Origin of the sequence: Halomonas sp. CSM-2 (assembly GCF_002119345.1) — a bacterium.
Taxonomy (GTDB): Bacteria; Pseudomonadota; Gammaproteobacteria; order Pseudomonadales; family Halomonadaceae; genus Vreelandella; species Vreelandella janggokensis.
Genome location: NZ_NBYR01000001.1, coordinates 47,002 through 66,455, shown reverse-complemented (window position 1 = coordinate 66,455; position 19,454 = coordinate 47,002). Strand labels below are relative to the sequence as shown.

Below are 19,454 nucleotides of genomic sequence, written 5' to 3'. Positions count from 1 at the left end.
GCGCCGCCGAATGAGAGACTACAGGATACCCAGAATGGCAGACGCGCTGAATACGCTGGTCAACTTGCTTGAGCTTGAAGCCCTTGAAGACACCCTTTTTCGCGGCCAAAGTCAGGACTTGGGATTCCCCCAACTCTACGGCGGGCAGGTATTGGGACAGGCGCTCGCCGCCGCCAGTCGCACCGTGCCCGTCGAGCGTCGCCCGCATTCCCAGCACGGCTATTTCCTGCGCCCCGGAGACCCCCACCGGCCGGTGGTCTATCAGGTGGATACCATTCGTGACGGGGGCAGCTTCACCACACGCCGCGTGACAGCAATTCAAAAGGGCCGCCCGATCTTTTTCTGCAGTGCCTCGTTTCAGAGCAACGAAACAAGCTTCAGTCATCAGCGCGCAATGCCTGAGGTGCCGACTCCCGAATCATTGATAGACAGCGGTGATGTGAAGCATTCTCGCTTCCCTGGCCACCCGATCGAGTTTTTGCATCTCAAGGGGAATCCAGATCGGTCACACCCTGCCGGTCAGTGCCTGTGGTTTCGCCTGGCTGGCAGCCTGCCCGATGACGCGGCCCTTCACCGTCATTTGCTCTCCTACGCGTCCGACTTTAACCTGCTGACCACCAGCCTGACGCCCCACGGCATCCGCTATACCGATCCGCAGCTGCGCATTGCAAGCCTGGATCATGCCCTCTGGTTACACGAAGACACCCGCCTGGACGATTGGCTACTGTACGTTATCGATTCGCCGTGGGCAGGCAGCGCCCGCGGACTTGCGCGGGGGCATATCTACCAGCGCGACGGCCGCCTGGTTGCCTCTACCGCCCAGGAAGGCCTGACACGCTATTCCACCGCTGACTGAACGACCAACGCCCGCTGGATAGCGGGCGTCAGAATAAACAGTCGCGGATATTGCGGGCTCTATTCGCCGTAAACGTCATTAATTGACTGTAGTGGATAGTGCGCCGGATATGGCTTACGTGCCACGCCAGAATCCACCGCGGCCTGAGCCACCGCCGAAGAAACCCGCGCCAGCAACCTTACATCGACGGGCGTGGGAATGATGTACTCGCGGCCAAATTGCATCTCGGTGCGTTCATAGGCATCCAGCACCTCCTGGGGAACCGGCTCGCGAGCCAGGTCCTTGAGTGCATGAACCGCCGCCAGCTTCATGGCCTCATTGATGCGCGTCGCGCGCACGTCGAGGGCGCCGCGAAAGATAAACGGGAAGCCCAGGACATTATTCACCTGATTGGGGAAATCGGAGCGGCCGGTTGCCATGATCACATCCGGACGCGCCTCGCGAGCAACATCGGGATGAATCTCGGGATCAGGGTTAGTGCAGGCGAAAATCACCGGATCCGGCGCCATTGTTTTCACCTGCTCAGCCGACAACAAGCCAGGGCCTGACAAACCGATAAACACGTCGGCGCCATCGATGGCGTCATCCAGGGTGCGCATGTCCGTATCACGGGCAAACTCGGCCTTGTATTCATTTATGCCTTCGCGATCGCTGTGAATAACCCCGCGCCGGTCAAGCATGATCAGGTTTTCCTTACTCGCCCCACAGGATACCAGCAGTCGCATACAGGCAATGGCCGCCGCACCTGCGCCCATGCAAACGATCTTGACGTCTTCGATGGTTTTACCCGCGATATCCAGCGCGTTCAGCATGCCCGCGGCGGTGACAATCGCCGTGCCGTGCTGATCGTCATGAAACACGGGAATGCTGCAACGCTCAATCAGCGCCTTTTCGATCTCAAAACATTCAGGTGCCTTGATATCTTCCAGATTAATGCCCCCCAGGTATCGGCGATGCGGGCCACGGTGTCAGTAAACGCCTGCGGGCTTTCGGCATCCACCTCGATATCCACCGAGTTGATGCCGGCAAAACACTTGAACAGCACGCCCTTGCCTTCCATCACCGGCTTGCTCGCCATTGGCCCCAGATTGCCCAACCCAAGGATCGCACTGCCGTCGGAAATGACCGCGACCAGATTCCCTTTGCCGGTATATCGGTAGGCGTTTTCGGCTTCGCGAGCAATCTCCCTGACCGGCTCGGCCACCCCAGGACTATACGCCAGCGCTAAATCCCGTGCCGTCGCGGTGGGTTTGGTCAACTCCACCGACAGCTTGCCGGGAATCGGCTTCGCGTGATAATCCAAGGCGGCCTGCTTGTTTGCATCGGTCATGGTCAAGGGTCCAGTTACATAGAAAGGAGATAAGTGGTGCCAGAATATAGAAAAACCCCGGCCCGCTCAAGCAAGCGGTAAACCCGGCATAAAAACGGTCGTTTAATCGACGTTTACCCTCATTTCGTAACATTTCAAACATTTTTAGTGAAATTTACACGTAAACACTTCAACGGTAACGATTGTTTTTATTAATGCAATGCAGCATTTATGGAAAATTTTTCCATTCTATCCTGGCATTTGGCTATTACCTGTTGCCAACGCTCTCGTCACGCACAAAAAAACCCACGCCTTGGCGTGGGTTTTCGCAAGCCCTGGGGCTTTCGATATGGCAGGTCCGTAAAGGATCAGCCGCGCTTGATAGCAGCGCCGAAACGCTTGTTGAAGCGCTCTACACGGCCACCGGTGGTCGCTTGTTTCTGCTTACCGGTGTAGAAAGGGTGGCAGTTGGAGCACACGTCCAGGGAAAAATCCTGACCCGACGTGGAGCCCACCTGGAAGCTGGCACCGCAGGAACAGTTGGCGGTGACCGTGTTGTAATTCGGATGGATACCTTGTTTCATCTTGAGCCTCATCAGCGGTATGCCGCCACCTGATCTCGTGCCAGGCACCGCATACGGGTTTAAAAAAACGACTAACCGGTTAATCGCTCCTTCGTTTAAAGTCAGAGCGGCCACGTATTCTAGCAAAACTAATGCCGGAGGCCAATTGTCCGACGCTGTTTCCGCCCAGGTGCTCAAAATCGCCCTGCCGTCGCCATTGCGACGCCTGTTCGACTACTTGCCCAACCGCCAGACACCGCCTGGCGGTTGGCAGCCAGGATTGCGCGTCCGCGTCCCGTTCGGCCATCGCGATGTCGTCGGTGTGGTCGTTGAACTGGCGGACCACAGCGACCTGCCGCACACCCAACTGCGCAGCGTCAGCGAAACGTTGGACGATGCTCCCCTGCCCGCCGATTGGCTATGGCTTTGCCAGTTCACGGCACGCTACTACCAGCATAGCCTGGGCGACACCCTGGCCATGGCCATGCCTGCACGGATGCGCCAGGGCCACCCCATGGCCGGACGCACGCAAACACTTTGGCGGGCGTCGGGCCCGCCGGGCGATGACCGCTTGAGCCGCGCCCCGAAACAGGCGGCGTTACACGCGCTGTTGCAACAGCATCCCCACGGCTTGCCGGGACGCGCGGTCAATGCGCATGGATTTAGTCGCGACCAGTTGCTCGCGCTGGAAAAAAAGGGCCTGGCCGAAGCACAAGACATTACCCTCACCGCCCCCACGCCACCCGGCGGCAGCCTGCTGGCAAGCCCTGCGCTGCCGCTTAACCGGGAACAGGCGACGGCGCTGGCCGCCCTGCATGAAAAACTCGATGACTACCACCCTTGCTTACTGGAAGGCGTTACCGGCAGCGGCAAGACCGAAGTTTACCTGCAACTGATCGAGGCCGTGGCAGCCAAGGGAAAGCAGTCGCTGGTACTGGTCCCCGAAATAGGCCTGACCCCACAGACGCTGTCACGCTTCAAAAGCCGCTTCCGCGTGCCCGTCGTGGCATTGCACTCGGGACTTACCGACCCCGAGCGCCTGGACGTCTGGGAGGCGGCAGCCTCCGGGCGGGCCTTGATCATCATCGGCACCCGATCAGCGATTTTCACCCCACTCGCTAACCCCGGCGCGATTATCGTCGATGAAGAGCACGACGGTTCCTATAAGCAACAGGACGGTTTGCGCTATCACGCGCGGGACCTGGCCGTGGCCCGTGCCCACCACCATAAAATACCGCTGTTGCTGGGTAGTGCCACACCGTCTCTGGAAAGTCTACAGCAAGCATTAACCGGGGCCTACCGGCACTTGCGCTTGACCCAGCGGCCCAGCCGTCACCCGCCCGCCAAACTCGAACTGGTGGACATGCGTCACCAGCGGCGCCAGGGCGGCCTATTACCAGCCTCCCTCAGCGCCATCAAAAATACCCTGGCCGCTGGCAAACAGGTGCTGATTTTCATCAACCGGCGAGGCTTTGCGCCGACACTGGCCTGCCACAGCTGCGGCTGGCTCGCCGAATGCGGCCAGTGTGATGCCCGCATGACCCTGCACCGCCAGCCACCGCTGCTTGCCTGCCACCACTGCGACAGCCGCCGCGCCCTGCCAGACGCCTGCCCGGAATGCGACAGTGGCGATTTACGCGCCCTGGGCAGCGGCACGGAACGTACCGAGGAGACCCTGCAAAGCCTTTTCCCCAAGACCAAGGTGCAGCGCATCGATCGCGACAGCACGCGGAAAAAGGACAGTTTCGAGCAGATGCTCAAGGAGATTCAGCGTGGCGAACCCTGCCTGCTGGTGGGCACACAAATGCTCGCCAAGGGCCACCACCTCCCCCATGTGACGCTGGTGGTGGTGGTCAATGCCGATGGTGGACTCTACGCAGCAGATTTCCGCGCCCTGGAACACAGCGCCCAACTGCTCGAACAGGTTGCCGGTCGTGCTGGACGAGCGGCCCACCCAGGGCGCGTGCTGGTACAGACCCTGCATCCCGACGATCCGCAACTGGGCCAGCTTGCCGAACACGGCTATGGCACACTGGCGCGCAGCCTGCTGGAAGAGCGCCGCCTCGCCCAGTTGCCGCCGTTTTGCTTTATGGCACTACTGCGTATTGAAAGCCCCAAAGAGGAAGCAGCTCTTGGCCTGGCCCGGCAGGCCGCCCAGGCTCTGCGCCAATGGCTATCCAATAGCGACACACCCGCACGCTGCCTGGGACCGGTGCCCGCCCCCATGGAGCGCCGCCAGAACCGTTACCATCTGCAAGTCATGCTGACCGCGGATAAGCGCAGCCAGCTCCACGCCGCCGCCAGTTGGCTGACACAATGGCTTGAAGCCAACCGCGACGCACGCCGGGTTCGCTGGTCGATTGACATTGATCCACAAAGCTTGTCCTAGATGCCAGCCGACACACCGCTTTGAAACTGCGCCTCAATTGCCGATAATGGGGCACCTTGCCGCTGAATAGCGATGCGTGCATGCCCACGCCGCCACTGATAACACCCGGATACTTAAATGAAAGACACGATTAGTTCACTGCTCGACGGCGCGGTCTCCGCGCTCAAGCACCAAGGCGTGCTGCCCGCTGATCTAGCGCCCACCATCAAGGTGGACCCCACCAAGGACAAGGCTCACGGAGATTACGCCACTAATCTGGCGCTGATGCTGGCCAAGCCCGCCGGCATGAAACCCCGCGAGCTGGCTGACGCCCTGGTAGCGGCGCTGCCGCCGAGCGACGCCATCCAGAAAACCGAGATTGCTGGCCCTGGATTCATCAACTTCTTTGCTGCCTCGGACGCCGCCGCGCAAATTGTCGCCCAGGTGCTCGACAGCGGCGATGCCTTTGGTCGCAGCCTGATCGGCAGGGGTGAGAAAGTGCAGGTCGAGTTTGTCTCCGCCAACCCCACCGGGCCACTGCACGTGGGCCATGGCCGCGGCGCTGCGATCGGCGACTGCCTGTGTCGCCTGCTCGATGCCAGCGGCTATGACGTGACCCGCGAGTTCTATTACAACGATGCGGGCGCGCAAATTGCCAACCTGGCAGGTTCGGTACAGGCGCGCGCCAAAGGCCTGGGTCCTGACGACCCAAGTTGGCCGGAAGACGGCTATCGCGGTGAATACATCGTGGATGTTGCCAGGGACTTCATGGCGGGCAAAACGGTGAGCGCCGATGATCGCGAGGTCACCGCCAATGCCGACGCCGATGACCTTGACGCGATTCAAGCCTTTGCCGTGGCCTGGCTACGCCGGGAGCAGGACCTCGACCTGAAGGCGTTCGGCGTCGAGTTCGACGTGTACTTTCTGGAGTCTTCGCTATATGCCGACGGCAAGGTGGATGCCACGGTCGAACAGCTCATCGCCGCAGGCCACACCTATGAAGAAGACGGTGCCATGTGGCTGCGCACCACCGACTTCGGCGACGACAAGGACCGCGTGATGCGCAAGCGGGAAGGCGGCTATACCTACTTCCTGCCCGACGTGGCCTACCACCTCGACAAGTGGCAGCGAGGCTTCACGACGGTGATCAACGAGCAGGGGGCCGACCACCACTCGACCATCACCCGGGTACGCGCTGGTCTGCAGGCGCTGGATGTCGGCATCCCCAGGGGTTGGCCGGATTACGTGCTGCACCAGATGGTGATGGTGACCCGCTCCGGCGTTGAAGTAAAACTCTCCAAGCGCGCAGGAAGCTACGTCACTGTGCGCGACCTGATCGACGAAGTGGGCCGCGACGCGACGCGTTTCTTCCTGGCCGCCCGCCGGGCCGACTCGCAACTGACTTTTGATATTGACCTGGCACGCTCCCAGTCCAATGACAACCCGGTCTACTATATTCAGTACGCCCACGCCCGGGTGTGCAGCATGCTGCGCAAGGCCGAAGCGGCGGAGCAGCCTTTCGATCACGACCTTGCCATGGCCAATCTGGCCCTGCTGGACAGCGATCAGGAACGCGCCGTACTCAATCGCCTGGCCCGCTACCCGGAAGTCATCGAAAACGCCACCCACAACCGTGAACCCCAGCAGGTCGCCCAATACCTGCTTGACCTAGCAGGTGATTTCCACACCTGCTATAACGCCGTCAAGGTCATGGTTGAAGACGACACCCTTCGCAACACACGCCTGGCGCTGGGCCTTGCGACCCGCCAGGTGCTGCGTAACGGCCTGGATTTAATGGGGGTCAGCGCCCCCGAGGAGATGTAACCCATGGCGAGCCCGCGTAAAAAGCCCACCCGCCGCGGCGCTACCAGCCAGCGCAAATCGCCCCGCCCCTCAAGCGGTGGATTCCGTTTACCCGGCTGGCTATGGGGTCTGGCGGGCATGGCGGCCGGTTTCTTTCTGGCCCAACACCAGCATGGCACAGCCCCCTGGCAGGACACCGCGGATGACGCCACCCAAACGACGTCTGAATCAAGCGCTGAGGAGCGGAATGCACGTGAGGCCGCCCGGGAAACCGAAGACTCGACAGAGCCCTCCATGCCGACCTTCGAGTTTTACACCCTGCTACCTGAAACCGAGGTGATTGCCCCCGGCGTGGCCCCTCCTTCAAGCGTTGAGACGCCGACTGCCGCCGAAGCCGATAGCCCCAGCAGCGATGGCGACACCGTCGACGATCCCATCGCCCAGGTGATCGCGGCCAATATGCGCCCGGAAGAACAGGTCACCACCGCGCAGCAAACGGCCAATGAAGACGGTGCCCGCTACGTGTTGCAAGCGGCATCGTTTCGCGAGCTGGACGATGCCGAACAGTTGCGTCAACGGCTGCGTAACTTGAGCCTGCTGGCACAGATCAGCGAGATCCAGGCCGACGGCAGCACCTGGCATCGTGTGCAGGTGGGTCCTTACGAGGATACCCGCGAACTCAACCGCGCTCAGGACTTAATGGCCACCCAAGGCATTGAGCCGCTGCTGATTCAACTGCAAAACTGACAAACTCACTCCCCAATGACGTGCGGGCGGTTGATTTTTTATCGACCGCCCGCATTTTGTTGAGAACTGCTTAAAGAGGGTCGAGCACCGACCCGATCGTCATCGGGAGCAAGCCTCCCCCCAAGGAGTTACCTCCATGACCACCATCGTATCCGTGCGTCGCGGAAACCAAGTCGCCTTAGCGGGTGACGGCCAGGTATCACTGGGCAACACCGTGATGAAAGGCAATGCCAGCAAGGTACGCCGCCTCTACCGGGGCAAGGTACTGGCGGGCTTTGCGGGTGGCACCGCCGATGCTTTCACCCTGTTCGAACGCTTTGAAGCTCAGCTTGAAAAATACCAGGGGCACCTCACCAAGGCTGCCGTCGAGCTTGCCAAGGACTGGCGCACCGACCGCGCCCTGCGCCGCCTCGAAGCCCTGTTGGCCGTGGCCGACCACAGTGCTTCGCTGATCATTACCGGCAACGGTGACGTCGTCGAGCCCGAGCGCGGCATTATCGCCATTGGCTCAGGCGGCAACTATGCCCAGGCAAGCGCTCGGGCACTGCTGGAAAATACCGAACTGGGTGCCCGGGAGATCACTGAAAAATCCCTCGCTATCGCTGGTGACATCTGCGTGTTCACCAATCACCACATCACGCTTGAAGAGCTGAACACCAACGAACGTTGAGGCCCCTTATGACCCAGATGACACCCCGCGAAATCGTCCACGCCCTGGACCAATATATTATTGGACAACAGGATGCCAAACGCGCCGTTGCCATTGCGTTGCGCAACCGCTGGCGCCGCATGCAGCTCGACGATGAGCTGCGCCCGGAGGTTACGCCCAAGAACATCCTGATGATCGGCCCTACCGGCGTGGGTAAAACCGAGATTGCCCGTCGCCTGGCCAAACTGGCGCGCGCGCCGTTTATCAAGGTGGAGGCTACCAAGTTTACCGAGGTTGGCTATGTGGGTCGCGACGTCGAATCGATCATTCGCGACCTGATCGAAGCGGCCATCAAGATGGTCCGCGAACACGCCAAGGAAGAAGTCGCCCACCGGGCCGAGGATGCCGCCGAAGACCGCATTCTCGATGCGCTACTGCCCCCACCTCGCGGCCAGGAAGACAAGCCCCGCGAGGATAACGGCACCCGCCAGACGTTCCGCAAGAAGCTGCGTGAAGGAGAACTGGACGACAAAGAAATCGATATCGAGATTTCCGCCCAGGGTCAGGGGATCGACATCATGACGCCCCCCGGCATGGAAGAGATGACCAGCCAGTTGCAGAGCCTGTTTTCCAACATGGGCCAACAGAAGCGCGAGACACGCCGCGTCAAGGTCAGAGAAGCCTTCGGACTGTTGCGCGATGAAGAGGCCAGCAAGCTGGTCAACGAGGAAGAGATCAAGGCCCGCGCCGTGGAAGCGGTCGAGCAGCATGGTATCGTTTTCCTGGATGAAATCGACAAGGTCGCCAAGGGCAGTGGCCAGTCGAGTGGCGGCGACGTCTCCCGCGAGGGTGTGCAGCGCGACTTGCTACCGCTTATCGAAGGATCGACCGTCTCGACCAAGTACGGCATGGTCAAGACCGACCACATCCTGTTTATCGCCTCCGGTGCCTTCCATCTGTCGCGGCCATCGGATCTGATCCCCGAGTTGCAGGGCCGCCTGCCCATCCGCGTCGAGCTGGATGCGCTGACACCCGGTGACTTCAAACGCATCCTGACCGAGCCGTCTGCCTCGCTGACCAGGCAGTACACGGCCTTGCTGGCCACCGAAGGGCTGAACGTCGAGTTTACCCAGGACGGCATCGAGCGCATCGCCGAAATCTCCTGGCAGGTCAACGAGGGCACCGAGAACATCGGCGCGCGGCGCCTGCATACCGTCATGGAGCGTCTACTGGAAGAGGCTTCGTTCAAGGGTGGCGACATGGAAAGCCCGCTACTGATTGACGCCGATTACGTGAATGCCCAACTCGGTGAGCTAGCCGTCGACGAAGACCTGTCGCGCTATATTCTGTAACCTGTCGGCTCGGCAGGGATGCCGAGCCTTGGCGCGCCACCAATGGCCGCCGACACCCAGCTGCTTTTGAGGTGTATCATGACTGCTCCCACCCCCACCCGCGTTCACTACCACAAGTCGACCCGCGAGCTTGAGCTCGGCTACGCCAATGGCGAAAGCTATCGCCTGCCGGTGGAACTGCTGCGCGTTTACTCACCTTCTGCCGAGGTACGCGGCCATGGCGGCGATACCGCGGTGCTGCAGGTCGGCAAAAAGGATGTAGGGCTGCAGAACATTACCCCAGCGGGCAACTACGCACTCAAACTGCACTTTGACGACGGTCACGACAGCGGCCTGTTCAGTTGGAACTATCTCTATGACCTGGCCCAGCATCAAACGGCCTACTGGGAAAACTACCTGCAACGGCTTGAGGAGGCCGGGGCCTCCCGCGAGCCTGCCAGTATCCAGTTCAAACAGCTGTGACGTAACGCCCCAGAGCAAACGCAGACAAGCCGGGGCGGACAAGGCTACAATGCCGACAACCTTATTAATGCGGCGACCGCTGGGTCGACGCTCATCGCCTCGAACTCTGGAGCCAGAGCCCCATGAGCCCCACGGATAAACGCACGACCGATTTTGGTTATCAGGAAGTTCCTCTCGACGAAAAAGCCTCTCGGGTAGCCGACGTTTTCCACTCGGTCGCCGCACGCTACGACGTCATGAACGACCTGATGTCGATGGGCATTCATCGTGTCTGGAAGCGCCTCACCATTGAGCGTGCCGGCGTTCGGCCGGGTCACCACGTCCTCGATATCGCGGGCGGCACCGGTGATCTGACGCTTAAATTTTCGCGCCTGGTCGGCCCGCGAGGCAAAGTCGTGCTTGCCGATATCAACGCCTCCATGCTCAACGTTGGTCGCGACAAGCTGATGGACAACGGCGTGGGCAGCAACGTCGAGTATGTACAGGCCAACGCCGAATGCCTGCCGTTTCCCGACAACAGCTTTGACTGCATCACCATCGCGTTTGGCTTGCGTAATGTCACCGACAAGGACGCCGCGCTACGTTCCATGGCAAGGGTCCTCAAACCCGGCGGACGCCTGCTGGTGCTGGAGTTTTCCAAGCCTAGCAATGCGCTACTCACCAAAGCCTACGACGAATATTCTTTCCGCCTGTTGCCGAAAATGGGCGAATGGGTGGCAGGCGACGGCGAAAGCTACCGCTACCTGGCCGAATCGATTCGTATGCACCCCGATCAGGAGACGCTGAAAGGCATGATGGAAAATGCCGGTCTCGAGCGGGTGGAGTACACCAACTTAACCGGCGGTATCGTGGCACTGCACCGCGGCATCAAGCTATGACACCAACCACCGAGAGGTCAGCATGCTGCTAACCCCGACCCTGTTGCTGGCCGGATGTGAACGCACGCTGAACGCCCTGCTTGCCCGTGACCCGGCGTCACCAGCGCGGCTTGCCCAGCTCTCGGGTAGTCGGCTGCTCGTGCGTTTCGAACAGCCTCAGTTCGCCCTGGTACTTCATTATCACGCCGCCGGGATTGACCTGCTGCGCGCCGACGATATTGACGAACGCCACGTTGATGCCGTCGTGGAGCTGACTCCGGAAACCCTGTCAGCCTGGATTGGCGGCACGTCGATCGAGCAGTTGATGTTTGAAGGCAAGCTGGCGATACGCGGCCAGGTGCATTTACTCGAAGCGACGCGCACGCTGCTTCTTGACCTGGATCTCGACTGGGAAAACGAACTGGCACGTTGGTTGGGGGATACGCCTGCCCACTCACTGGCCGAGGGGGTGCGGCGAGCGGCTGACTGGGGGCTGCGTACCAAGGACGAGTTGGTGCAGGATGTCTCCGAGTACGTGTTTGAAGAAGCCCGCTTACTGCCCGGCCGCCAGCAGCGCGATGTATTACGCGACCAGTTGACCGCGCTCGAGGTGGCGACTGACCGTCTGGAAGCCCGATTCAAGCGCCTCGAGCGACGGCTGCGAGCAGGAGCACGCCCATGAGTTTGCGGTTGTTTCGCATCAGTTGGGTGATGGCCCGTTACCGCCTGGATACGCTCCTCCCGCTTGATCGGTTTCCCTGGTGGTTGCGCCTTCTGCTGTGGTTCTCGCCACTGCGCCTGATGCCCGTCGGCCATCGCACGCGCGGCGAGCGCCTGCGCCTCGCGCTGGAAACACTGGGACCGATTTTTATCAAATTCGGCCAGATGCTCTCCACCCGACGCGACTTGTTACCCGAAGACATTGCCGACGAGCTCAGGCGCTTGCAAGACCAGGTGCCGCCCTTTCCGGGTGAGCAGGCCGTGACCCGGGTGGAAAAAGAACTCGAAATGTCGCTCAGCGATGCCTTTGCGTTCTTCGACACGGCGCCTCTGGCCTCGGCTTCCATTGCGCAGGTTCATGTCGCCCAATTACATAGCGGCGAAGACGTGGTGGTCAAGATCATTCGACCCGGCATCGAGCGCATCATGCGTCAGGATATGGCGTTGATGTATCAGGTGGCCAAACTCTTGGCCAAGGTACCCGAAGCCCGACGTCTACGCCCGGTGGAAGTCATCAGGGACTACGAGGCCACGCTTTTCGATGAGCTTGACCTGTATAAGGAGGCCGCCAACACCTCTCAGCTCAAGCGCAATTTCAAAGACTCCCCGCTGCTGTTTGTACCGACCATCTACTGGCCGTTTACCCGCCGCCACGTCATGGTCCAGGAGCGTATTCGCGGCGTGCCCGTCGCCGACCTCGACACCCTCAAGGCCAACGGTACCAATCTCAAGAAGCTCGCCGAGCGCGGTGTGGAAATCTTCTTTACCCAGGTGTTTCGCGACAATTTCTTCCATGCCGATATGCACCCCGGCAATATTTTCGTCAACTGTGATAACCCGGAAGATCCGCAATATATCGCCATTGACTGCGGTATTGTCGGCAGCCTGACACGGGAGGATCAGGATTACCTGGCCCGCAACCTGCTGGCGTTTTTCCATCAGGATTATTACGAAGTCGCTGCACTGCACATTGAATCGGGCTGGGTGGGCGAAAACACCCGCGCCAACGAGTTTGCAGCGGCGATTCGCACGGTTTGCGAACCGATTCTGGAAAAACCGTTGAAAGATATATCCTTCGGCCAGGTCCTGCTGGGGCTGTTCCAGACCGCACGGCGCTTTAACATGGAAGTACAGCCCCAATTGGTACTGTTGCAGAAGACCTTGCTCAATATTGAGGGCCTGGGCCGACAGCTTTACCCTGACCTGGACCTGTGGAGCACGGCAAAACCCTATCTCGAGCAGTGGATGAAAGAACGGGCGGGCGTCGGCGGCCTATGGCGCTCGTTGAAGCGCCAGGCACCGGAACTGTCGCACCAGTTACCCGAGCTACCGGTACTGGCGCATCAGGCGCTCAGCCGCATGGAGCACGAGCACCGCCAGCGTCACCAGCAGACCTCTGCCATCAGCGACATGCAACAGCAAATGGCTCGCCAGGGCAAACGCCAGCATCGCCTGCGTATTGGCCTGGTTCTGCTAGGCCTGGCACTGGCCTGGCAGCCACTGAGCCAATGGGCAGGCAGTCAGCAATGGCCGGTGCTTGTCGCAGCCGCCATCGGTCTGCTGCTGCTGGTATGGCAATAGTTCAAGAACCCGAGGATCCCCATGGACACGACGCCTTACACCCCTAATAATGCACCTGTGCTTGATGCGCTCGCCGACGTATTACGTCAGCGTCGTCACGCGTCGCCGGACGATTCTTATGTTGCCTCCTTGCATTACAAGGGATTGAACAAGATACTCGAAAAACTCGGCGAGGAAGCCACCGAAACACTGCTCGCCGCCAAAGACGCCGAACATGGCAGCTTTGACGAGCGACAGGCACTGGTCGCCGAAACCGCCGACCTATGGTTTCATAGCCTGGTGATGCTGTCGCATCTGGACCTGGATCACCAGGATGTACTCAACGAATTGGCGCGCCGTTTCGGCATTTCCGGCCACGACGAAAAAGCGGCGCGTCAACAATAGCCTTCAGGCTTTGCAACACAGCCCCATCACGAGGACACGCTTATGTTAGGTGGTATCAGTATTTGGCAGTTGCTGATTGTACTAGGCATCATCATCCTGGTTTTCGGCACGAAAAAGCTCCGCAACGTCGGTACCGACCTGGGCGGTGCGGTGAAAGGCTTCAAGAAAGCCGTCCATGAAGACGAGAAAGACGCCAGCAAGAAGGACGATGACCAGCCCCAGGCGAAAGTTCGTCACGATGAGGCTGGCAACACTTACGACGTTCAAGCGGAAGAGAAAGAAAAACAGACAGCTGATCATCAAGACGAGCGCAAATAAGCCATGTTCGATTTTGGCTTTTTTGAAATTCTGGTCATTGGCGTTGTCGGGCTCCTGGTACTGGGTCCGGAACGCCTTCCCCGCGCGGCGCGCACGGTCGGCCTGTGGGTCGGCAAGATCAAGCGCACCGTCTCGGGCATGCAGCGCGAAATCAGCGCCCAGCTCGAAGCGGAAGATCTGCGTCAAACGCTCTCTGACCAGCAGAAAAAGCTCGATGACAGCCTTCGCAAAGCCAAGCATGACGTAGAGCGGATAGCGGACGCCCCCGAAAAGCCAACGCCAGCCTCCGGCGACCCATCAACAACGTCGGAAAAGCGTGCCGCCAGTGCCGCCTCGCATCTGGATGAAGCACTGGAAACCGTCCGTGAGAAAGCACCCGCGTCGCCCGACGCCGAGTCATCTACCAAGGACAGCAAGCACCCATGAGCACCTCTGATGATTCGCAGGAGCCCAGCAATGATCAGAAACAAGCGCCGTTAATCGAGCACCTCATTGAACTGCGCTCGAGACTGATGCGCGCGGTTATCGCGATTCTTTTGATCTTTCTCGGGCTTTATGCGTTCTCGAACGACATCTATCTTTTCGTGGCAGAACCGCTGATGGCGCTGCTGCCCCCAGGGTCGCAAATGATTGCGACCGAAGTGGCCTCACCGTTTCTTGCACCGTTCAAACTGACGTTGGTAACAGCGCTATTTATTGCGGTGCCGTTTGTGCTGCACCAGGCTTGGTCGTTTATCGCACCAGGGCTTTACGATAACGAGAAAGCACTGGCAATTCCGATCCTGGTCTCCAGCATTCTGCTCTTCTATGCCGGGGCGGCGTTTGCATATTACGTGGTGTTTCCGTTGCTGTTTGCGTTTTTCACCCAGGCAGGGCCGGAAAACATCACGGTAATGACGGATATCAATCAGTACCTGAACTTCGTGCTCAAGCTCTTCTTTGCCTTTGGCGTGGCGTTTGAAATTCCGGTTGCCACGTTTTTACTGATTCTGTCCGGCGCGACCACGGTCGAGAGCCTCTCCCAAAAACGCCCGTACATTATCCTGGGCTGTTTCGTGATTGGCATGGTGCTCACACCACCCGACGTCATATCGCAAAGCCTGCTGGCCATTCCCATGTACCTGCTTTACGAGGTTGGCCTGCTGTTTGGCCGCCTGGTCCGCAAGCGGCGCGCCGAAAAGGCCGCCGAAGCGTCAGGTGAAGAATAGCTCGCACTAAAAACAAACCGCTGCCCAAAGGCAGCGGTTTGTGGATGGATATAGACGTCCGGCGGAAAGCGTCGCTAATGGGTCAGTCCATCATTTCATCGATCCGATCAACGAGCTTGAAGATGCCGGTGGCCGCTTCACTGATCCGCGTTGCCAGCATATAGGCAGGCGTCGAGACCACGCGGTGCTCAAGATCGACCACGATATCCTCGACACTACAGCTACGGTGAAGGCCGCCCATGGCGCTGATGGCCCCGGATACGCCAGGATCATTGCCCACCGTCACGGCGATCCCGTCGCCCAACAAACGCGTCGCCAACACTGGCGCAATGCAGATCAGGCCGATCGGCTTGGCATCTTCGCGAAAGCCTGACAGGACTTCCCTGAACGACGCCAACACCTGCATGCTGTCTCCCGCCAAGGCGAAATCCGATAGGTTTTGGGCGACACCAAAACCACCCGGTACAATTACCGCGTCAAATTCGTCAGCCGCCAGGTCAGTTAGTGGGCTGACGTCACCGCGGGCCAGACGTGCTGATTCCACCAGCACGTTACGTTTTTCGTCCGTGTCAGTCTCCTGGGTGAGGTGATTGACCACATGGTGCTGCTCGATATCCGGGGCAAAACAACGATATCCTATCCCCAACTGGTCCAAGCGCAGTAGCGTCAGGGTGGTTTCGTAAATTTCCGACCCGTCGAATACACCGCAGCCAGCAAGAATCACTGCTACCTGTTTGGTCATGCTTTTCTCCTTGTGCAGGGCCTGCTCGTTCAGCAGCGTTTGCGCCACTTTAGTCAGTCTTTCAGCGCACCACAAGACGGCTTTCGATGCAGACCAGGGCTGATATACTCAGCCAAGGTCGGCAGATACCCTCATTTACGAGTTTTTGTGGAGAATACCGTTGAGTACACCTACCCCTCGCCACTTTCCCGCGACGCGTCTGCGTCGCATGCGCCGCGACGACTTCTCCCGCCGTTTAATGCGCGAATCAACGCTGACGCCCGGCGACCTCATTCTGCCGGTTTTCGTCCTGGAAGGCAGCCAGCAGCGCGAAGCCATCGCCTCTATGCCGGGTGTGGAGCGCCTGTCGATTGACCTGTTGATCGAGCAGGCCCGCGACGCCTATGCGCTGGACATTCCCGCAATCGCACTGTTCCCGGTTGTCGGCGGTGAACAGAAAACCGAACTCGCCGAAGAGGCCTACAACGCCAACGGGCTCGTACAGCGCAGCGTGCGCGCACTCAAGGAGGCGCTGCCGGAACTGGGTATCATCACCGACGTCGCCCTGGACCCGTACACCATCCACGGCCAGGATGGGATTATCGACGAGAGCGGGTACGTGCTTAACGACCGCACCGTCGACACCCTGCTCAAACAGGCGCTCTCCCATGCCGAAGCCGGTGCCGATGTCGTTGCCCCCTCCGACATGATGGACGGGCGTATCAGCGCTATCCGCCAGGTGCTTGAACAGGAGCATCTGCACAACGTGCGCATCATGGCTTACAGTGCCAAGTACGCCTCGCACTACTACGGTCCCTTCCGCGATGCCGTGGGCTCCTCCGCCAACCTGGGCAAAGCCGACAAGCGGACGTACCAGATGGACCCGGCCAACAGCGACGAAGCCCTTCATGAGGTGGCAATGGACATTGCCGAGGGAGCTGACATGGTCATGGTCAAACCGGGAATGCCTTACCTGGATGTTGTCCGGCGGGTCAAAAGCGAGTTGCGCGTGCCCACCTATGCCTATCAGGTAAGTGGCGAATACGCGATGCACCGCGCTGCTTTCGACAATGGCTGGCTGGATGCCGACACGGTCATCCTGGAGTCTCTGATGTGCTTCAAGCGCGCCGGGGCAGACGGTATTCTGAGCTACTTTGCCCTTGACGCCGCACGTCTGCTGACGAATGCGCGTTGATCCTGGGAGGCTGAAGCCAGTAAAGCGTAGATGACAATGCCGTGACACGTCTTTGTCATCTTCCTCCGCCATACTGCGTTAACAGATGCGTATCAGGCAGTGATATGCTCAGAGACGACTAACGCCGGAGGCAGCTACCATGGACGACCAGGTCACCGATAACTCGCCCTACCCGCGCCATGACAATGACGGTAGCGACAGCGAGATGTCCACGCTTCGCGTCAACCGCACGCCCACGGGCGTTCAGGCCCGCGAAGCGCTGCCTGAGACCGATCTGGACGACCCGCAGCTTTACTTCAATCGCGAGCTCTCCCACCTGCAGTTCAATATCCGTGTGCTGGAGCAGGCGCTGGATGAAGCACACCCACTGCTCAACCGATTGATGTTCTTGCTGATTTTTTCATCCAACATGGATGAGTTCTTTGAAATTCGCGTGGCCGGACTCAAGCACCAGATTGCCCTGGGTGACGATACAACGGGTGCCGACGGGCGGCTGCCAAGGGCGGTGCTTGCCGAGATTTCTGACATTGCCCACGCGCAAATCGTCCGCCAGTATCAGATTCTCAACGATACATTGTTGCCTGCTCTAGAAGCGCAGGGGCTAAGGTTCCGTCGCCGCGACCAATGGACAAAGGCGCAAAAAGACTGGGTCCACGAGCTGTTCAACAACGACATCATGCCGGTCATCAGTCCCATCGGGCTGGACCCCTCGCACCCTTTTCCGCGGTTGGTGAACAAAAGCCTCAACTTTATCGTCGAGCTGGAGGGCAAAGATGCCTTTGGACGCGCCGGGGGCATGGCGATTCTCCCCGCGCCCCGCTCGTTGCCACGCCTCATGGCGCTGCCCAAGCATCTGTGCAGCGAGGGCTATACCGAGTACGTGTTCCTGTCGTCGATGATTCATGCCCATGCTGAAGAACTGTTTCCAGGCATGAAGGTGCGCGGTTGCTACCAGTTCCGCCTGACACGCAACGCCGACATGAGCGTTGACCCGGAAGAGGTCTCCGACCTGGCCTCCGCGCTGCGTGGCGAGCTTTTGGCTCGCCGCTATGGCAGTGGCGTACGTCTGGAGGTGGCCGATAACTGCCCGGACGACCTGACCAACTTCCTGCTGCGCCAATTCAGCCTTGAAGCTGACGACCTGTACCGTGTGCAAGGCCCGGTCAACCTGACCCGGATGATGGCCGTTCTTGGCGATGTTGACCGGCCGGAGCTGCTATACCGGCCGTACACGCCGGGGATCCCCAAAGCCCTGAAAGGCGGCAGCCTGTTTGATGCCATCGCCAAGCAGGACGTGCTGCTGCATCACCCTTTCCAGTCGTTTTCGCCAATTGAGGACCTGCTCAGCGAAGCAGCCCGCGACCCGAATGTGCTGGCCATCAAACAGACGCTCTACCGCACCGGGGCCGATTCGCCGATTGTCAGCGCACTGGTGGACGCGGCCAGCCAGGGCAAAGAAGTCACCGTGGTGATCGAGCTGCGCGCGCGCTTTGACGAAGCCGATAATCTACAGCTGGCATCGCGCCTGCAGGAAGCCGGGGCCATCGTGATTTACGGCATCATGGCGTACAAGACGCATGCCAAGATGCTGCACATCGTGCGCCGCGAACGCGGTGAACTACGCCACTACGCCCATCTGGGTACTGGTAACTACCATTCGAAGACCGCCAAGCTGTACACCGACTATAGCCTGCTGACCGCCAACAAGGCACTTTGCGCCGACGTTCACCGGGTATTTCAGCAACTGTCGGGGATGGGCCGCGCGCGCAAGATCGACACGCTGCTCCATGCGCCGTTTACCCTGCACGAGCGGCTCATGGAAATGATCGACCGTGAAGCCCAGGTCGCCCGCAAGGGCAAGCGAGCCCACATCATCATCAAGTGCAATTCGCTCACCGAGCCGAAACTGATCAAGGCGCTTTATCGCGCCTCCCAGGCGGGTGTTGAATGCGACCTGATCATTCGTGGCATGTGCTGCCTGAAACCCGGCCTGCCGGGTGTGTCGGACAATATTCGTGTGCGCTCGATCATTGGCCGTTTCCTGGAACACACACGGGTTTTCCATTTCCACAACGACGGCAAGCCGGAGATCTGGTGTTCAAGCGCCGACTTCATGTCGCGCAACATGTTCCACCGGGTGGAAACCTGCTTTCCACTATTGGATAAAAAGCTCGCCACGCGGGTACGCAAGGACCTGGAAACCTACCTGGTCGACAATTGCCAGAGCTGGCTGCTGCAAAGCGACGGCAGTTATCACCTTCAAAACCCCGGTAGCGGGGATGCGATCAGCGCCCAGGAAACCCTGCTCTACGCCTACGCCAGCAAAAGCTAGCCCAGTTAAACACCCCGGCACCAAGCCGG

General features: G+C 59.7%; 18 protein-coding genes and 1 pseudogene. 16 read left to right on the top strand and 3 right to left on the bottom strand.

Annotation, left to right across the window (positions count from 1 at the left end; genetic code table 11):
* The first annotated feature begins 34 nt into the window (after positions 1-34).
* On the top strand, positions 35-856 hold the full coding sequence (locus B7L15_RS00315) for an acyl-CoA thioesterase (protein ID WP_085917071.1): 822 nt from the start codon (positions 35-37) through the stop codon (positions 854-856).
* A 59-nt stretch (positions 857-915) separates the two neighbouring features.
* Here the strand turns inward: B7L15_RS00315 and B7L15_RS00310 are convergent.
* Both B7L15_RS00310 and rpmE read right to left on the bottom strand, forming a co-directional pair.
* A pseudogene (locus B7L15_RS00310) lies at positions 916-2,186 on the bottom strand (malic enzyme-like NAD(P)-binding protein).
* Between the two features lie 347 nt (positions 2,187-2,533).
* Positions 2,534-2,749 (bottom strand): 50S ribosomal protein L31, encoded by a 216-nt coding sequence (gene rpmE / locus B7L15_RS00305; protein WP_044630499.1) that lies wholly within the window; start codon positions 2,747-2,749, stop codon positions 2,534-2,536.
* 19 nt (positions 2,750-2,768) lie between these two features.
* Here rpmE and B7L15_RS00300 point away from each other — a divergent pair, with 19 nt between their 5' ends.
* The 13 genes from B7L15_RS00300 to tatC all read left to right on the top strand — a co-directional run bounded on the left by B7L15_RS00300 (position 2,769) and on the right by tatC (position 15,177).
* Positions 2,769-5,117 (top strand): primosomal protein N', encoded by a 2,349-nt coding sequence (locus B7L15_RS00300; RefSeq protein WP_085917275.1) that lies wholly within the window; start codon positions 2,769-2,771, stop codon positions 5,115-5,117.
* A 117-nt stretch (positions 5,118-5,234) separates the two neighbouring features.
* Positions 5,235-6,920, top strand: a complete 1,686-nt coding sequence (argS, locus tag B7L15_RS00295; protein ID WP_085917070.1) for an arginine--tRNA ligase — start codon at positions 5,235-5,237, stop codon at positions 6,918-6,920.
* Positions 6,921-6,923: 3 nt separating this feature from the next.
* Positions 6,924-7,646, top strand: coding sequence for an SPOR domain-containing protein (locus B7L15_RS00290; RefSeq protein ID WP_085917069.1), 723 nt, complete (start codon positions 6,924-6,926; stop codon positions 7,644-7,646).
* 136 nt (positions 7,647-7,782) lie between these two features.
* Entirely contained in the window at positions 7,783-8,316 is a 534-nt protein-coding gene (hslV, locus tag B7L15_RS00285) for an ATP-dependent protease subunit HslV (RefSeq protein WP_066318308.1), read from the top strand.
* An 8-nt stretch (positions 8,317-8,324) separates the two neighbouring features.
* Positions 8,325-9,647 carry an ATP-dependent protease ATPase subunit HslU gene (hslU, locus tag B7L15_RS00280; protein WP_085917068.1) on the top strand — a complete coding sequence of 441 codons (1,323 nt, stop codon included), beginning with the start codon at positions 8,325-8,327 and terminating at the stop codon, positions 9,645-9,647.
* 78 nt (positions 9,648-9,725) lie between these two features.
* Positions 9,726-10,109 (top strand): gamma-butyrobetaine hydroxylase-like domain-containing protein, encoded by a 384-nt coding sequence (locus tag B7L15_RS00275; protein ID WP_066318303.1) that lies wholly within the window; start codon positions 9,726-9,728, stop codon positions 10,107-10,109.
* 122 nt (positions 10,110-10,231) lie between these two features.
* Positions 10,232-10,987, top strand: a complete 756-nt coding sequence (gene ubiE, locus B7L15_RS00270) for a bifunctional demethylmenaquinone methyltransferase/2-methoxy-6-polyprenyl-1,4-benzoquinol methylase UbiE (protein ID WP_085917067.1) — start codon at positions 10,232-10,234, stop codon at positions 10,985-10,987.
* 22 nt (positions 10,988-11,009) lie between these two features.
* Positions 11,010-11,648, top strand: coding sequence for a ubiquinone biosynthesis accessory factor UbiJ (locus tag B7L15_RS00265; RefSeq protein WP_085917066.1), 639 nt, complete (start codon positions 11,010-11,012; stop codon positions 11,646-11,648).
* Entirely contained in the window at positions 11,645-13,267 is a 1,623-nt protein-coding gene (gene ubiB, locus B7L15_RS00260; RefSeq protein WP_085917065.1) for a ubiquinone biosynthesis regulatory protein kinase UbiB, read from the top strand. Before B7L15_RS00265 ends, ubiB begins: the two co-directional genes overlap by 4 nt.
* Before the next feature lie 21 nt (positions 13,268-13,288).
* Positions 13,289-13,651 carry a phosphoribosyl-ATP diphosphatase gene (locus tag B7L15_RS00255; protein ID WP_085917064.1) on the top strand — a complete coding sequence of 121 codons (363 nt, stop codon included), beginning with the start codon at positions 13,289-13,291 and terminating at the stop codon, positions 13,649-13,651.
* A gap of 42 nt (positions 13,652-13,693) precedes the next feature.
* Positions 13,694-13,969, top strand: coding sequence for a Sec-independent protein translocase subunit TatA (tatA, locus tag B7L15_RS00250; protein ID WP_085917063.1), 276 nt, complete (start codon positions 13,694-13,696; stop codon positions 13,967-13,969).
* Between the two features lie 3 nt (positions 13,970-13,972).
* Positions 13,973-14,395 carry a Sec-independent protein translocase protein TatB gene (tatB, locus tag B7L15_RS00245; protein WP_085917062.1) on the top strand — a complete coding sequence of 141 codons (423 nt, stop codon included), beginning with the start codon at positions 13,973-13,975 and terminating at the stop codon, positions 14,393-14,395.
* Positions 14,392-15,177, top strand: a complete 786-nt coding sequence (gene tatC, locus B7L15_RS00240; protein WP_085917061.1) for a twin-arginine translocase subunit TatC — start codon at positions 14,392-14,394, stop codon at positions 15,175-15,177. Before tatB ends, tatC begins: the two co-directional genes overlap by 4 nt.
* 82 nt (positions 15,178-15,259) lie before the next feature.
* Here tatC and elbB read toward each other — a convergent pair whose 3' ends face one another.
* Positions 15,260-15,919, bottom strand: a complete 660-nt coding sequence (elbB, locus tag B7L15_RS00235; protein WP_085917060.1) for an isoprenoid biosynthesis glyoxalase ElbB — start codon at positions 15,917-15,919, stop codon at positions 15,260-15,262.
* Between the two features lie 160 nt (positions 15,920-16,079).
* Here elbB and hemB point away from each other — a divergent pair, with 160 nt between their 5' ends.
* A complete protein-coding gene (gene hemB, locus B7L15_RS00230) occupies positions 16,080-17,093 on the top strand; it encodes a porphobilinogen synthase (RefSeq protein WP_085917059.1) in 1,014 nt (337 codons plus the stop codon).
* Between the two features lie 205 nt (positions 17,094-17,298).
* A complete protein-coding gene (ppk1, locus tag B7L15_RS00225; protein WP_422823606.1) occupies positions 17,299-19,425 on the top strand; it encodes a polyphosphate kinase 1 in 2,127 nt (708 codons plus the stop codon).
* Positions 19,426-19,454: the final 29 nt, after the last annotated feature.

Bases quoted from the DNA above. Each gene is read 5' to 3' on its own strand.
- B7L15_RS00315 (WP_085917071.1), top strand. From the start codon at position 35: ATGGCAGACGCGCTGAATACGCTGGTCAACTTGCTTGAGCTTGAAGCC.
- rpmE (WP_044630499.1), bottom strand. From the start codon at position 2,749: ATGAAACAAGGTATCCATCCGAATTACAACACGGTCACCGCCAACTGT.
- B7L15_RS00300 (WP_085917275.1), top strand. From the start codon at position 2,769: ATGCCGCCACCTGATCTCGTGCCAGGCACCGCATACGGGTTTAAAAAA.
- argS (WP_085917070.1), top strand. From the start codon at position 5,235: ATGAAAGACACGATTAGTTCACTGCTCGACGGCGCGGTCTCCGCGCTC.
- B7L15_RS00290 (WP_085917069.1), top strand. From the start codon at position 6,924: ATGGCGAGCCCGCGTAAAAAGCCCACCCGCCGCGGCGCTACCAGCCAG.
- hslV (WP_066318308.1), top strand. From the start codon at position 7,783: ATGACCACCATCGTATCCGTGCGTCGCGGAAACCAAGTCGCCTTAGCG.
- hslU (WP_085917068.1), top strand. From the start codon at position 8,325: ATGACCCAGATGACACCCCGCGAAATCGTCCACGCCCTGGACCAATAT.
- B7L15_RS00275 (WP_066318303.1), top strand. From the start codon at position 9,726: ATGACTGCTCCCACCCCCACCCGCGTTCACTACCACAAGTCGACCCGC.
- ubiE (WP_085917067.1), top strand. From the start codon at position 10,232: ATGAGCCCCACGGATAAACGCACGACCGATTTTGGTTATCAGGAAGTT.
- B7L15_RS00265 (WP_085917066.1), top strand. From the start codon at position 11,010: ATGCTGCTAACCCCGACCCTGTTGCTGGCCGGATGTGAACGCACGCTG.
- ubiB (WP_085917065.1), top strand. From the start codon at position 11,645: ATGAGTTTGCGGTTGTTTCGCATCAGTTGGGTGATGGCCCGTTACCGC.
- B7L15_RS00255 (WP_085917064.1), top strand. From the start codon at position 13,289: ATGGACACGACGCCTTACACCCCTAATAATGCACCTGTGCTTGATGCG.
- tatA (WP_085917063.1), top strand. From the start codon at position 13,694: ATGTTAGGTGGTATCAGTATTTGGCAGTTGCTGATTGTACTAGGCATC.
- tatB (WP_085917062.1), top strand. From the start codon at position 13,973: ATGTTCGATTTTGGCTTTTTTGAAATTCTGGTCATTGGCGTTGTCGGG.
- tatC (WP_085917061.1), top strand. From the start codon at position 14,392: ATGAGCACCTCTGATGATTCGCAGGAGCCCAGCAATGATCAGAAACAA.
- elbB (WP_085917060.1), bottom strand. From the start codon at position 15,919: ATGACCAAACAGGTAGCAGTGATTCTTGCTGGCTGCGGTGTATTCGAC.
- ppk1 (WP_422823606.1), top strand. From the start codon at position 17,299: ATGTCCACGCTTCGCGTCAACCGCACGCCCACGGGCGTTCAGGCCCGC.